General features: G+C 46.0%; 11 protein-coding genes. 10 read left to right on the forward strand and 1 reads right to left on the reverse strand.

All coding sequences use genetic code 11. The features are described 5' to 3' along the window. Nucleotides 1-42 precede the first annotated feature (42 nt). Together NST40_RS15625 and NST40_RS15630 are read left to right on the forward strand one after the other, a co-directional pair. Nucleotides 43-1,962, forward strand: coding sequence for an AraC family transcriptional regulator (locus tag NST40_RS15625; protein ID WP_341002649.1), 1,920 nt, complete (start codon nt 43-45; stop codon nt 1,960-1,962). A gap of 271 nt (nt 1,963-2,233) precedes the next feature. Further along, a complete protein-coding gene (locus NST40_RS15630; protein WP_341002651.1) occupies nt 2,234-5,530 on the forward strand; it encodes a chitinase N-terminal domain-containing protein in 3,297 nt (1,098 codons plus the stop codon). A gap of 136 nt (nt 5,531-5,666) precedes the next feature. On the opposite strand, the gene NST40_RS15635 is transcribed toward NST40_RS15630, so the two are convergent. Next, nucleotides 5,667-6,362 carry a hypothetical protein gene (locus NST40_RS15635; RefSeq protein WP_076217687.1) on the reverse strand — a complete coding sequence of 232 codons (696 nt, stop codon included), beginning with the start codon at nt 6,360-6,362 and terminating at the stop codon, nt 5,667-5,669. Nucleotides 6,363-6,601: 239 nt separating this feature from the next. Between NST40_RS15635 and nikB the strand changes: the two genes are divergently transcribed. From nikB to NST40_RS15675, 8 genes are all read left to right on the forward strand, one after another. Continuing rightward, a complete protein-coding gene (nikB, locus tag NST40_RS15640; RefSeq protein WP_342409685.1) occupies nt 6,602-7,540 on the forward strand; it encodes a nickel ABC transporter permease in 939 nt (312 codons plus the stop codon). Between the two features lie 32 nt (nt 7,541-7,572). Beyond that, on the forward strand, nt 7,573-8,409 hold the full coding sequence (nikC, locus tag NST40_RS15645) for a nickel transporter permease (RefSeq protein ID WP_139330157.1): 837 nt from the start codon (nt 7,573-7,575) through the stop codon (nt 8,407-8,409). Beyond that, nucleotides 8,406-9,191: an ABC transporter ATP-binding protein gene (locus NST40_RS15650; protein WP_076126508.1), complete on the forward strand. Its 786-nt coding sequence runs from the start codon at nt 8,406-8,408 to the stop codon at nt 9,189-9,191. The genes nikC and NST40_RS15650 overlap by 4 nt, the downstream gene beginning before the upstream one ends. A gap of 36 nt (nt 9,192-9,227) precedes the next feature. After that, the gene (locus NST40_RS15655) at nt 9,228-10,076 is read left to right on the forward strand and encodes an ATP-binding cassette domain-containing protein (RefSeq protein WP_076217688.1); all 849 of its coding nucleotides are present in this window, start codon (nt 9,228-9,230) and stop codon (nt 10,074-10,076) included. A gap of 18 nt (nt 10,077-10,094) precedes the next feature. Further along, complete coding sequence (locus NST40_RS15660) at nt 10,095-11,768, forward strand: nickel ABC transporter substrate-binding protein (protein WP_076277352.1); 1,674 nt, start codon at nt 10,095-10,097, stop codon at nt 11,766-11,768. After that, the gene (locus NST40_RS15665) at nt 11,765-12,520 is read left to right on the forward strand and encodes a methyltransferase domain-containing protein (protein ID WP_342409686.1); all 756 of its coding nucleotides are present in this window, start codon (nt 11,765-11,767) and stop codon (nt 12,518-12,520) included. The genes NST40_RS15660 and NST40_RS15665 overlap by 4 nt, the downstream gene beginning before the upstream one ends. A gap of 7 nt (nt 12,521-12,527) precedes the next feature. Continuing rightward, nucleotides 12,528-13,277: a class I SAM-dependent methyltransferase gene (locus NST40_RS15670; RefSeq protein ID WP_342409687.1), complete on the forward strand. Its 750-nt coding sequence runs from the start codon at nt 12,528-12,530 to the stop codon at nt 13,275-13,277. Nucleotides 13,278-13,531: 254 nt separating this feature from the next. Beyond that, nucleotides 13,532-14,521 carry an alpha/beta hydrolase gene (locus tag NST40_RS15675; RefSeq protein ID WP_076277355.1) on the forward strand — a complete coding sequence of 330 codons (990 nt, stop codon included), beginning with the start codon at nt 13,532-13,534 and terminating at the stop codon, nt 14,519-14,521. Nucleotides 14,522-14,594 lie beyond the last annotated feature (73 nt).

A 14,594-nucleotide genomic window follows, 5' to 3' on the forward strand; every position in this document is an offset into this window, starting at 1 on the left:
ATTTATGATGAGGATTAGACAGATAACGGAGGGGTAGTCATTATGTACAAAAGCAATGAAATATTGCTTTGGGACCAAGCGACGGTCAAGTTATTGGATGTGCGCCATATTGAAAGGGTTCAAGGCGAAATTCTTCATAAGTACAAGATTCCTGCCAGTATATTTTTACTTTCGGTACAAGGGAGCGCTCAAGTTCAGTTAGATGACTCTGAATTTTCTTTTACAGGATTTCAAGTCCTGCATAGCGGGAAAGGGGCGATACTTAATATTGTTCCGACAAGTAAGAATTTTGTTTACTATATCATTTATTACCGTGCATGGATTCAAGAGGAGGATCTGTTCCAATCACAATATTGTTTTTCCCCTGATGCACCCATTTTACTTTATAACAAAATGCAATTGATGTATCAAAAATGGAACGAGCAAGAAGAGAGACTCAACGTAAAATCACTTTTTTATCAATTCATTCATCAGGTTTTAAAAGAATTACATAGAAAAGAGACTGAGGTGAAACAGACCAGTGTTGCAGTCCAAGTAATCACCTACATTCAGGAGTACTATGCGGAGCCAATTACATTAGATTCTCTTGCGGAAGTATTTAATTTCAGTGCTTATCATTTGTCATCCTTGTTTAAAGAGTACACAGGCATGAGTCCGATTGATTACTTAATTCGGTTTCGGCTTGAACTTGCAACAGAGCTTTTAATGACAACAGATGCTTCGGTCGGGGAAATATCAGCAAGCGTTGGTTATAAAGACGTATATTATTTCAGCCGAATTTTCAAGAAAAGAAAAGGTGTATCCCCTGCACATTTTAGAACAAAAGAGTCACTGCGGCCAAAAGTTGCTGAAAGTCCATTAAACTTCCCCATATCCTCTATTTTTGAACCCATCGTTCAACAGTATATTAATAATGATAATCATTATCATAATACGGAAAAAGGGGAATTACATATGTTTAAAATGACAAAATCTCAGACGACGGCTGCTTTACTGCTTTGCGGTTCTCTATTATTAGGTGCTTGCTCAAGTGGGACGGGTACTGCTACGAAGGAACAAAGTAATGGGAATGGAACCGTAAATCAAGCAACATCAGAAGAAAGTACGAACACTCGAATAGTATCAACGCCTAAGGGAGATGTGGAAGTACCAGCAGAGCCGAAAAGAGTGGCGGCTGACCAATATATGGGGCATTTATTGAAATTAGGAATTGTACCCATCGGAGCAAGAACGTTTATGCTGGATGAAGGCTGGATGGAAAAAGCGGACATACCCAAAGAAACGATCGAGAAAATTGAGGATTTAGGGGATTTCCCTTTAAATCTGGAAAAATTAACGATGCTAGATCCGGACTTAATTATCGGTTCGATCGATGAGAACATAGAACAATATGAGAAAATTGGGACCACTGTTTTTCTGCCTTATTGGGAGGGGTTAAAAACAGCAGGGCCGCTTGATAAATTTAGGAGTGTAAGCAAAATATTCGGAAAAGAAAAAGAAGCAGAAGAATGGATTACGGAATATGAACAGAAAGTAGCTGAAGCAAAGTCTAAACTTGCCGGGGTTATCAAGGAAGGGGAAACCGTTTCGATTGTTCAGTTTTCACAAAAGGCGGTATACGTCTTAGCGGCAAAGGGAGGAAACTATGGTTCTTCCACTATATACAATATGCTTCAGCTGCCTCCAACAGAAAGTGCAAAAAATATGGCGGAGGGATTTGAATCGATTTCATTAGAAGTGCTTCCAGAATATTTAGGTGATTATGTTTTTGTTTATAATGGCGATGCGGATGCTACCAATAAAGCAATGGAAAGTAACATATGGAAAGGCATCCCTGCAGTGAAAAATGGCAAAGTTTATTTGTATGGTGATAATTATCATGATGAATTCGTAATGGAAGATCCTTTTTCATTAGAGCTTCAGCTTGATACGATTGTGAATTTGTTACTTGGTTATCAGTAAATTAGGAGAGCGAAACGGAGCATTTATCCGTTTCCTTTTTTTTTGCTAATATGCCGATAGTCCAATCCTTCATCATAAGCCTCAGCAACTGTGACTTTTTTCATAATACCCTTTCTATATTCGACCCGTTTTATAGGCCAAAAGTATAATTTTTACAGCAGTTTACATAAATCTATCTTTTTTTTAATTGTTTTGAGATAGGATAGTAGATGTCTAACAGGTGGGTATTTATGGTAATTACTCACCGGACTATATCTTGAGGAGGAAGGGTATGAAGGAGAAGAATTCAGTTTGGAAAAAGAGGCTGCTGAACAGCACTCTAGCTGTGGCGGTGGCCGTACCACTTCAGCTGTTCACGTTCGGAGCCGGTTCGGCGGTATTCGCAGAAGGACCAAACGATCCTGCGCCGTACATTGATGCCAAAGTCGTCAATGAGCATGCAGGCCAGAAGATCCTGTTCGACAACACCCATGAGCAGACTGCGGGAGCAGCCGATTGGGTGATTGACGGCGCTTTTTCAGACTTTGGGAATGCCCTTGCCCAGGAAGGCTATTATGTTAAAGAACTCCGCAAGACGACTCCAATTACTTTGAGTGATCTTTCCGATTATGATGTCTACATCGTCGCCGAATCCAACGTGCCCTACAAAGCAAGCGAGCAGCTTGCGATGGCGGAATATGTGGAGGATGGCGGCAGTATTTTCTTCATCGGCGACCATTATAACGCCGACCGCAACAAAAACCGCTGGGATGGTTCAGAAGCTTTCAACGGCTACCGCCGTGGAGCGTGGGACAATCCAGCTAAAGGCATGAATGCCGATGAGGTCGCTTCTGCAGCCATGCAGGGTGTGGTTAGCTCTGACTGGCTGGCGGACGAGTTCGGTGTCCGTTTCCGCTACAATGCGCTTGGTGACATTAACGCAACCAACGTCGTGGCTCCCGATCAAGCCTTCGGCATTACAACGGGCGTATCAGCGGTAGCTATGCATGCCGGTTCCACGCTGGCCATTCTAGACCCAGCCCGTGCGAAAGGTATCGTCTACCTGCCGCAAACCAATGCTGCCTGGGCCAATGCCGTAGACCAGGGGGTCTATAACGGCGGCGGTGTGGCAGAAGGTCCCTATGTGGCAGTTGCTAAAAAAGGCGCCGGCAAGGCAGCCTTCATCGGTGACTCATCTCCTGTAGAGGATGCAACACCGAAATACCTGCGCGAAGATACCGGCGCCAAGAAAACAACTTACGATGGCTTCAAGGAAGTGGACGATGCCACACTGCTGGTTAACACCGTGAACTGGCTCGCCGAGCAGGAGAGCTATACGGATTTCACCCAGGTGAATGGCCTGACGCTAGATCAGCCGACAACACTGCTGCCATTCGAGGAGCCGGCGCTGTCCACTGAGCCGCAGCCGGAGCCTTGGGCTCAACCTAATGCTGGCTACAAATGGTATGATCGCAGCACCTTCAAAGCAGGCTCCTACGGCGGACCGGCAGCCACTGCAAGTGCGGTTTATAACTTCACGCACCAGGCTGTGCTGCCAAATGCACAGAATTTTCAGATTCGGGTGAGTGCAGATAATCTTCCTGCAGGCACAAGCGTATCCGGCTTCCAGGTAGGTGTCTACCAGGTAAGCAGCGGCGCCCAAATCGCCAAGATTCAGAACAGCGACGGTACCTGGCCAAGCAGCTACGGCTATAGCTCCTCATTCAATCTGACAGCTGATCTGAACGGTCATGCCTATAAGGATCTGACGATCCAGATCAAGCCGGGCACCACAGCTGCATCCAATCTGCGCCTCCGCCAGAACAGTACAAACCTCAAGACTGAATCGGTGACGCTGGGCAATGTTCCTGCTGAACCGCTTCCGGCTGAGGAAGATCCCATTCCGGCTACAATCTCTATCAGCGACTCCCGGGCTAAGGCAGCCGGATCACTGGTAACGGTGGAGGGGACCGTGACGACTGAGCCGGGTATCTTCGGCGGACAGTCCTTCTATCTCCAAGATGGAACCGGTGGGGTTTATGTCTTTCAGAGTCAGAGCGGCTTCCACGTTGGCGATAAGGTCAAGGTAACAGCGTCCACCGCATTGTACAACACAGAGCTGGAGCTGACAGAAGCAGTGCAAATTGCGAAGACGGGCACGGCGACACTGCCGCAGCCGATTGCGGCGAGTATGGTGAATGATGCCAACCAAGGCCAATTGGTTCAACTGAACGGTGTGACCGTGGCGAACATTATCAACGCTACGCCAAGCGGCTCCTTTGAATTCGACGCCGTCAATGCCGACGGGACAAGCAATCATGTGCGCGTGGATGCCCGGACAGGCATTACTAAGGATAACTTCCCTTATACAGAAGGACAGAAACTTAATATTACAGGTGTTTCCGCAATTTTTAAAAGCATCTACCAGCTCAAGCCGAGAAGCCTCGATGACTTCGCCGCAGCAGCAGAAGAGGGGGCTCCGGTAACAACGGCGACGCTTTCTGCCGAGCCTAATGCTTCCGGCTGGTTTAACCAGCCGGTCACCGTTACCCTGAAGGCGAATACAGATACAGCTAATGTTTATTACTCGCTGAACGGCAACAAGGAAGCTGAGTACAGTACACCTGTGGACCTGAAGGAAGATGGGCGGCATACATTGACATACCATGCTGTGCCGGCAAAAGGCAAAGCGGAAGATCTAAAGACGCTGAACCTCAATATTGATACGGCTCCACCGGTTGCCGAACTGAAAGAATCCGGTCATGAGGTGAGAGATGTAGAAGAAGGAGCACAGCTTTCCTTTGAATTGACTGCTGACGATGTATTGTCAGGTGTCACCTCGAAACAGCTTCTATTAGATGGAAGACCGATTGCCGAAGGCCAGACCCTGAGCGCCGCCGATTTAGGCGCCGGCCCCCACACCGTGAAATACATCGTGCATGACGCGGCCGGCAATACGACTGAAAAGAGCAATACGTTCCAGGTTATTGGCGGCCAGGTGATTGCGACTGGTAAGCCAGGACAAGCTGTGCTATCCTCCAACAGCAGCTATGCTAATGGACTTAGTGATGGTAACTATACAGTCACCATGAACCTATGGTGGGGTAATAACGGCACGAGTTACAAACTCTATGAGAACGGCACACTGATTGATTCCAAGACACTGAAAGATGTATCGCCGGCTGCCCAGACGGCAAGTACAGAGCTTCATGGTAAGGTGAACGGCACTTATGTTTACACTGCGGAGTTAATCAACAAATATGGTACGACCAAGAGCGATCCGCTTACGGTCACCATAAGTGACTCCGCGCCGGGCAAGCCGATACTATCCGAAGATAACTGGGACGGAGATGGCACCTATAAGGTGTCGATGAATCTGTGGTGGGGGACTAACGCTACAGAATACCGCCTGTATGAGAACGGGGAGCTCATCGACTCGCAGCCGCTGAATGCCCATACGCCTTCGGCACAAAGTGCAGCAACCACTATCAGCGGACGCACTGCCGGTGTGTACGAATATCGGGCGGAGCTGGTCAACGCGGCGGGAGTGACTGCCAGTGATACGATCAAGGTAACGGTCATCCGCTAAACAGACTGACAGTAACAATAAAAGTAAAAAACGAAGAGCGCCGGATTCCAGGCCGCTCTTCGTTTTTTACATTACCATTAGTTCAATTGTGCCTGCTAAAAGCCCTGGTTCGCACCAGGGCTGCAAATCATGTGGATTATAGGCCGCTATCATCGGTAGTTTCGTAACCATAGTCGAAGGTCTCGATAGTACCATCATCATATTGAAGTGTGAGCTGGTCAATAATAATCGTATGTATTGTATTCTGATATGTAAAATCACTGAAAATAAATAAAGTATCATTGGGCTCAACCGGCCCCACATATTTAAGCGAAAAGCTGCTCTTGCCGTTCAGCTGATCATTGGAAGGATCGCCTACTGGATTAAACGTGCTGATGTGGGCTGTGTAATAATTGATCCTTTTTCCAGTTAAGTTGTCAGCTTCCCAGGTTAGCTTAACAGCATCGGCAGAGTTCGTACTATACTTGAATTCTAATGGCGCACCAATCCCTTGCCCGGATGGGGTATCTGCTACTGGCAGATCTTCAGAGTCATCACCGACGGGTCCAGTATCATCATCCGAAGGCATATCTTCCAAGACAACGGCTTCCGGGGAAGGGGAATGTGAAGATTCAGTAGGATCTGATTCAATAGGATTGGATCCAGTAGTGTTGGATTCAGCAGCAATAGCAGCTTTATCTACGGTACTAGGCGGTATTTCTTCGATAACGGGATTACTTGCCACAGTCTGCCCATTGAAGCGTGTTTCAACGCTAGGGGCCACGTAAATCCCTAAAAGAAAAGCTATCATGATGGATAAAACATAGATGAGGACTAGATTGAACCGACTCAAATACACACTTCCTTTATTGTTATTTTTAATATGAACCTACTTATAATGACATGATTCCTAAGGATTTGACAATATTATTGTGAAAAATAGTTGCGACTGTGCAGAGACCAAATGTTTAAAGATCAACTCATTTAATAGGGGTTGATTTTTTTATGTCCTACATAAAATAAATCAATTTAAGACTATTAATTTAAAAAGATTATGCTATAATCGTAATTATTACGATTAAGATTTTGGAGTTGAATGCCATCAATCGATACTTGTTGCAACGCTTATTGCAGCTCATCCCCGTGCTGCTCGGCATCTCTTGCATTACCTTTGCGCTGATGCATTTAACACCAGGTGATCCAGCGGAGATCATGCTACGTGCTGACGGCATCAAACCTACGCAGGAAGCTATTGAGGCGACCAGACATACACTTGGTCTGGATGGTCCTGTACATAAGCAATATTTTCACTGGTTGAACCGGGTATCCCATCTCGATTTTGGCTTATCTTACAGCAGCGGTCGTCCAGTGTTCACAGAGCTGATGAGTCGTTTTCCGGCAACTTTACTGCTCAGTGCCTGTTCCGTATTGTCCGCTATTCTTATTGCCCTGCCGATAGGAGTGGGGTCTGCATTATATCCGGGTAGAATGCTTGATCGACTGGGAAGAGTATGTGCAATGCTCAGTGTTTCAATGCCAGGATACTGGCTAAGTCTGCTTCTGATTTATTATGGTGCGGTGAAGTTTAAGCTATTTCCTGTGATGGGAATGGATGGGGTATCCAGTGTCATTCTACCTGCCCTCACACTAGGATTTGGTATGGCAGGAGTCTACATCCGCTTGATTCGTTCCAGTCTCCTAGACGTTTTGGGCAAGCGTTACATCACAGCAGCTAGAGCTAAGGGGCTGCAGGAATGGAGAATAATCATTCGGCATGCACTTCGTAATGCGCTTCTTCCGAGTCTTACCCTCCTTGGGGTTAACATAGCGGGGCTATTAGGCGGTTCCGTTATTGTTGAAACTATATTTTCTTGGCAGGGAATTGGTAAGTATGCCGTTGAGGCGATTTTTGCGAAAGACTATATTGTCATTCAGGGTTACGTATTATGGATGGCTGTTGTCGTTGTCCTGATTAACTTGACAGTGGATTTATTACATCTGCTACTGGATCCGCGAATCAGGCTGCGGTGACGATTTAGAAGGAGCGGATTGTCATATTTCGTATTAGCTTATTTAAGAATAAGGGAGCAAGGTTAGGAGCGGGCATAGTACTTTTGTTCATATCCGTTGGACTCTTTGCCCCATGGCTTTCACCTTCCGATCCGCTGCAGATTCACATGGAACACAAACTGGCTATACCTTCCTGGCAATACCCGCTCGGTACGGATCATCTGGGACGCTGTGTCTTATCCCGATTAATCTATGGGACCCGAACCTCCCTGAATTATTCGTTTATGGTGTTGATCGTTGTTTTTGCGATTAGCATCCCTGTTGGTTTACTGGCTGGTTACGCTGGCGGCAAGATCGATCATTTGATTATGCGGATCATAGATATATTGCTTGCCTTTCCCAGCTTAATCCTATCCCTTGCTATTACAGCCATGCTAGGTCCCAGTATGAAGAATCTGCTAATCGCATTTGCTGCTGTCTGGTGGACGGGGTATGCCAGAGTGATACGCAGTATGGTCCTTCAAATCAAGGAAAGTGAATATATTACAGCGGCCAAAGCGTCAGGCACTTCTCATTTACAAATTATTTTCAGGCATATTCTGCTGAACGCAGCCCGGCCTATTCTGGTTCTTGCTTCTATGGAAGTGGGTACGATTATGCTCTCCATTGCGGGTTTGTCCTTTCTGGGTTTGGGAGCTCAGCCGCCTACACCGGAATGGGGAGTAATGCTGAACGACAGCCGTGCCTATATTCAAACGGAGCCGCGGTTGATGCTATTTCCGGGAATGATGATCATGCTGGCGGTTCTGGGCTTTAATCTGTTGGGAGAAGGCTTGCGACAACCAGAGCGTGCTTTCAATTCTGTAGTAAAGTGGGGGGCCAGAATATGATGGCAGAGTCTCCACTGCTGAAGGTCAGTCATTTACGCACCTGCTTTCACACAGGCAGTTATAAAGTTACAGCGGTTGATGATGTCAGTATCGAGGTGAAATCCCGGCAGATTGTCGCACTTGTAGGTGAGAGCGGCAGCGGTAAAAGTGTTACGGCAATGTCCATATTAGGATTAGTAGATTCTCCAGGCATAGTTGAGAGTGGAGAAATCTGGCTTAAGGGTAACAATCTACGTGAGTGCTCCAGCCGTCAGTTACAGAAGCTTCGGGGAACAGAAATGGCTGTTATCTTTCAAGATCCTATGAACGCGCTGAATCCGGTACTTACTATTGGCAGGCAGATCATGGAGACGATTAAACTGCACAAGCGTATATCGGGAAAAGAAGCAAAGCTGCTTGCCATGAGGCAGATGGAGCAAGCAGGGCTCAGCGAGCCTAAATTGCTTTTCAATAAATATCCTTTTCAAATTAGCGGTGGTATGTGTCAAAGAGTAATGATCGCCATCGCCCTGGTATCCGGAGCACAATTGCTAATTGCAGATGAGCCTACAACGGCATTGGATGTAACCATTCAAGCCCAGATTCTTAAAGAGCTGGACCGAATCAGATGGACGAACAATGTCGGCATCCTATTAATTACCCATGATCTTGGCGTTGTTGCGGAGCTTGCAGATTATGTATATGTGATGAAGTCCGGGAAGATTGTGGAATCAGGCAATGTGTTTGAACTCTTTTCTAATCCCGTGCATCCCTATACTAAATACTTAATGGAGTGCAGATAACAACGGCAATATTACATTTTTAGGGACGTGGTGATCTTGAAGCTATTGAAAGCGGTAAGCCTGAACAAGAAATATGGGATGGAAAGGGGGTGGTTCACACGTAATGCCAGAAGTGTTCATGCCGTCAACAACCTGTCTCTCAGTCTGGAGAGCGGTGAGACCCTTGGTTTAGTGGGGGAAAGTGGCTGTGGTAAGAGCACTTTGGCCAGACTTCTGCTGGGACTGGAGAAACCCTCCTCCGGAAGAGTTATGTACCGGAACGAGGATTATACGGATTGGACCTTTAGCGAAATGCGCATGATCCGCAGGAAGATGCAGATGGTGTTTCAGAACAGTCTGGCTTCATTTAATCCGTTGTTTACGGTAGAGCAAATTATCGGGGAGCCTCTTCGAAACTATGGAGAGAGGAAGGCTGGAGCCCGCAGGGCCACGGTAGCAGACACACTTGAGCTTGTGGGACTTGAAAGGCGGCATATTCACCGCTATCCGCATGAACTCAGCGGCGGACAGCAGCAAAGGGTCGGAATTGCGCGCGCAATCGCCTTGCGGCCGGAGTTGATTATCTGCGATGAACCTTTCTCAAGTCTCGATGTCACCCTGCGAAAGCAAATGATGGATCTGCTGCAGGAATTGAAGCATGAGCTGGGATTATCCTATGTATTCATTACACATGACTTGTCAGTTGTAAATCGTTTTTGCGACAGTGTGGCTGTGATGTGTCAAGGGGAAATTGTAGAGAAGCAATCGGGTGCAACCATGTTGCAGCAAGCAGACCACCCTTATACAAAAACATTGCTCTCCTCGGTACCTGTGCAGGACCCCCGCTTAAGAAAGAAGAGACTGGGAGAGGAGTGGCAACCCAGCCATTCCTATGATGTTAAGTAGAGAAAGGATGTACCAAGAATGAGAACGAACCCTAAGACAAAAAACCTATTATCAAAATCGTTATTCTTTATGCTTCTTGTAATAGTTGTGTTGATATCAGGTTGCAGCAACAGTAATAACAGCAATTCTACGGCTAGAGCCAATAATACCGCCAATAATGAAGCTGCACAAGGATCTGAAGCTCAGGACAAGACAGTCACTGTTGCTATATCGTCTGATGCCGGTATAGACCGATTGGATGCCGGTGCCTATGATGGTTCGATGAATGTGCACGCGATGATATATGAGGGGTTAGTGGAGTATGGTGAAAAAGGCGAAATACTGCCGTCGCTTGCGGAGTCTTGGGATATTTCAGAAGATGGGAAAGTATATACGTTCCATCTTCGCCATGACGTCAAATTCTCTGACGGTACGGAGTTTAATGCCGACGCAGTTAAATTCTCCTTCGAACGCTGGATTAAGGATCCAGCCAATTCGTTAAATGTAGCAACTGCGATGCAATCCCTTGTTGTTGTGGACGAACATACGATCACAATGACATTCAACAAAGCGTATTATCCCTTCTTAACCGAGTTATCCTTTGCAAGACCGGTCCGAATTATCAGCCCTTCCGCTGTGGAACCCGCAGGAGATATTACGGGTAAATTCATCAAAGCGATTGGAACTGGCGCATGGATGGCAGAGAGCTACAAAACAGATCAGGAAGCCATACTCGTCAGAAATCCGAAGTATTGGGGAGAAATGCCGAAGCTGTCGAAAATTATTTTGAAGGTAATCCCAGATCCACAGTCCAGAGTACTAGCGCTGCAAGCTGGAGACATTGACATTGCCGGGGGACAAATGGGAAAGATTCCAGTCGAAAGCGTGCCAGTGATTGAAGCGGATTCTTCACTAACTTTGCAAAAAGCACAAGGAACAAACTCTCATTTCATGATCTTTAACTACAAAACGCCCGCACTTCAAGATCTGAATGTGCGCAAAGCTATCAATTTGGCAATTAATAAAAAAAGCATTGTCGAAGATCTTATGGACGGTATCGGCAGTGAAGCTCAAAGCCTGTTCCCGCTGACAGTTCCTTATGTGACGGAGTCCAATAATACTTGGTACGGCTTCAATCCGCTGGAAGCGAAGCAACTGCTAGCAGCTGCCGGTTACACGGATTCGGACGGAGATGGAATTGTACAGAAGGACGGAGCGCAGCTTGAGCTTAATTTCGTGCTGCAGCAGGCTGAATATCCCGAATGGAAGTCCATCAGTGAACTGGTTCAGTCTGAGTTAAAGGAGATTGGCATTAGAGTGAATCTTCAGGTTCTTGAGCCGAATGCTTATTATGATGCCTTATGGACAAGCAAAGCTTATGATCTAATCATGTACCGGACTTATGATGATGCTTATAATCCGCATGCATTCTTGCTGTCCCTATTTCATAAAACAGCTGACGCATCTGCTGTCGTATGGTCTGATCCTGGACTAGAATCACTGATTGACACAGCAGTAGGAACAACCGATATTCAGGAACGTCAGACCGCATATGACTCCATTTTCTCCAAATTGTATCAGGAGGCTATGTTTGCAGCTATTTATTTCCCTGACGATATCTTGGCAGTAAATAATAGAGTGACTGGATTTAAACCGGGGTACTCCACCTTTATGCCGGTCTTCTGGAATCTACTCGACATAGGAGAAAAATGATGTTAAAAGAGATTTCGAAATACTGGACATCAAGCTCGGAGAGTTATGACAAAGTCATACAGACTCAATTCCGCAGCAAAAAAACCATAAACCTCTGGAAACAACTGCTTATTAAAGGGTTGGGAACAACTCCCCAGCAAAAGGTGCTGGATGTGGGAACAGGGCCTGGCTTTTTCTCCATACTCTTATCACAGATGGGTCATCTGCCTACAGCGGTGGATACCTCTCAGGGAATGATCGATAGAGCTTCACGAAATTTTGAGAGTTATGGATATAAAGTTCCAGCTTATGTCGCTGATGCTGCCGATTTGCATATGGAGCTAGAGAATAGCTTTGAGGCAGTGGTCTGCAGGGATGTAGTATGGACGCTTCCTGATCCACATAGGGCTTATGCTGAATGGTACCGGATATTAAAACCGGGCGGGACCCTGATTGTTTTTGACGGCAACTATTTGTATAAAGAGAGCAAGACTGTATTCCGTAGACTTTGGTATGCCTTGTCCTGGACACTGATTCTGCTCACAGAACAAAGAATCCGCCAGCGAAGCAGTCAAGATAAAAGCCTGCTAAGCGAGTTGCCATATGTTAATGTATTACGGCCTGAAGCTGACGAGACAGCGCTGAAACAGGCCGGGTTCCGAACCATAGATGTTCACCGGAACTTTATCCCTGCCCGTGCGATGCCGCTAGATTATTTGAAATACGGTTACCAGAATGTAAACCGGTTCATGATACTTGCCAAGAAGGAGTGAATGATAAATGGGTATACAACAAGAGGTGGAAATGTATTGGGAAGGCGAAGCCGAGCTGTACAGCGAAGGCATTCAGAAGGAACTCAACGGATTCCAGCGGGAAGCCTGGCTGAAGCTTATTCTCACTAATGCACCGCAGAAGGAAAGACTGCATGTCCTAGATATTGGCTGCGGTCCTGGCTTCTTCTCTGTGATTCTTTCGAGTGCCGGGCATCTGGTTACTGCGATCGATTGTACCGACAATATGCTGGAAGAAGCACGTGCCCACTCCATTCGGGAAGGTGTAACCGTTACTTTCCGCAAGATGGATTCGCACAAGCTTGACTTTGCTGCGGAGAGCTTCGATCTGATCGTGTGCCGCAATGTCACCTGGAGCCTTACCGATCCGCTGTCAGCCTACAAAGAGTGGAGAAGAGTACTTAAGCCTGGGGGACGGCTGCTAGTTTTTGATGCCAACTGGAATCGCCATCTCTGGGACGAAGAGATGCAGCAAAAGCGAGTAGAGGATCAGCAAACCTATGTAGATAAGGGCTTTGGTGAACTCCCGCATCATAAGGACATAGAGGAGACAGACCGTCTGAGTCTTGTATTGCCGCTGACCAGAGAATGGCGTCCCGAGTGGGATATACGGACTCTCAAAAAAGAAGGCTTCGCTAATATTTTTGCTGAAGAGAATTTGAACGCAAAAATTCTGGATGCGAAACAGCAAGTCTTAAACCGGTCAACACCAATGTTCATGATTTGTGCTGAGAAATAATAGAATAGTGAGAACCTACACATATAATGAAGTAAACAATAAAAAGCAGCGATCTCTAAATGAGAGGCGCTGCTTTTTGAGCAAAAGACAATAACATTATTTCATTTCCGATTTGATGTTGATCTAAAAACTCTTTTTTTTGACTTGTTCATATTCCGTTCATATTGTCGTCACGAAGGGTACATCTTGATTGATTACACTTTGAATATGTCGTCAAGGCGGCACTTCAGATACAGGGACAAGGAAGGGAAGAGATGAACGTGGCAAATAAGGTGGAATTAAAAACAACAGGGACTAAGAGCCACAAGAAACGGAACCTATGGTTAAAAATAATCGGAGGTATTGTAGGGGCGCTCGTGTTGTTCATGGGCATCGTTTTTATCGTTGATTCTATTAGCGATGGGGTAGAGAAAAAGAAAATCGAATCGTATGGCCAGTATGTCAATGTGGATGGGAAAAAAATGAATGTGCTTATTCAAGGCAGCGGTGAACAAACGGTTGTACTCCTACCGGGACAAGGAACCCCGACGCCTGCACTTGATTTCAAATTGCTGATCGATGAAATTACCCCTAATTATAAAGTCGTGGTGGTCGAGCCTTTCGGTTATGGTTTGAGCGATGAAACCGAGAAGGAGAGAACGACTGAGAATATAGTAAGTGAGGTTCACGAAGCAGTGCAGCAACTGGGTTTAGACCGTTACATTCTAATGGGACATTCCATCGCGGGACTTTACGGAGCGACCTATGTGAACACATATCCGGATGAAGTTCTTGCTTTTGTCGGCATCGATAGCAGCGTTCCCAATCAACCCGGAATGGATGTCAAATTACCTTTGAACGCCATGAAATTTCTTCAAAAATCAGGTCTAATGAGATTGGTCCAAAAAGTGAGCGGAGATCCCTATGAATCGCTTGCGTTCGATGAGCATACCAAAGAACAGATGCGTTTGATATCGAATCAAGTCGCGACCAATCCAACATTGATGAATGAACTGGGCCACCTCGGTTCCAATTTCAAAAATGGAGAAAAACTCACAATGCCAAATGACTTGCCGCTGCTTCTCTTCGTTCAATCGAATAACGAGCACAATAAACAGTGGATTCCGCTGCATGAGGAGCAAGTCAAACAATCCGCACAGGGCAAAATGATCCCAATGGAAGGTTCACATTATCTGCATCATACAAAATACAAAGAAATCGCTGAGGCATTCAAAGAGTACATGAAACAAATTCAAATTCAATAGTAGGGTTGATAATTAAACTGCGGAGCCGAACTTGGTTCCGTGGTTTCTTTGTTTTTTCATTTATAAACACGAT

Origin of the sequence: Paenibacillus sp. FSL R10-2778, assembly GCF_038593035.1 — a bacterium.
Lineage (GTDB): Bacteria > Bacillota > Bacilli > Paenibacillales > Paenibacillaceae > Paenibacillus_AQ > Paenibacillus_AQ odorifer.

Coding starts and splice junctions, on each gene's coding strand:
- NST40_RS15650 (WP_076126508.1), top strand. CDS start 8,406: ATGATGGCAGAGTCTCCACTGCTGAAGGTCAGTCATTTACGCACCTGC.
- NST40_RS15630 (WP_341002651.1), top strand. CDS start 2,234: ATGAAGGAGAAGAATTCAGTTTGGAAAAAGAGGCTGCTGAACAGCACT.
- NST40_RS15625 (WP_341002649.1), top strand. CDS start 43: ATGTACAAAAGCAATGAAATATTGCTTTGGGACCAAGCGACGGTCAAG.
- NST40_RS15660 (WP_076277352.1), top strand. CDS start 10,095: ATGAGAACGAACCCTAAGACAAAAAACCTATTATCAAAATCGTTATTC.
- NST40_RS15670 (WP_342409687.1), top strand. CDS start 12,528: ATGGGTATACAACAAGAGGTGGAAATGTATTGGGAAGGCGAAGCCGAG.
- NST40_RS15665 (WP_342409686.1), top strand. CDS start 11,765: ATGATGTTAAAAGAGATTTCGAAATACTGGACATCAAGCTCGGAGAGT.
- NST40_RS15675 (WP_076277355.1), top strand. CDS start 13,532: ATGAACGTGGCAAATAAGGTGGAATTAAAAACAACAGGGACTAAGAGC.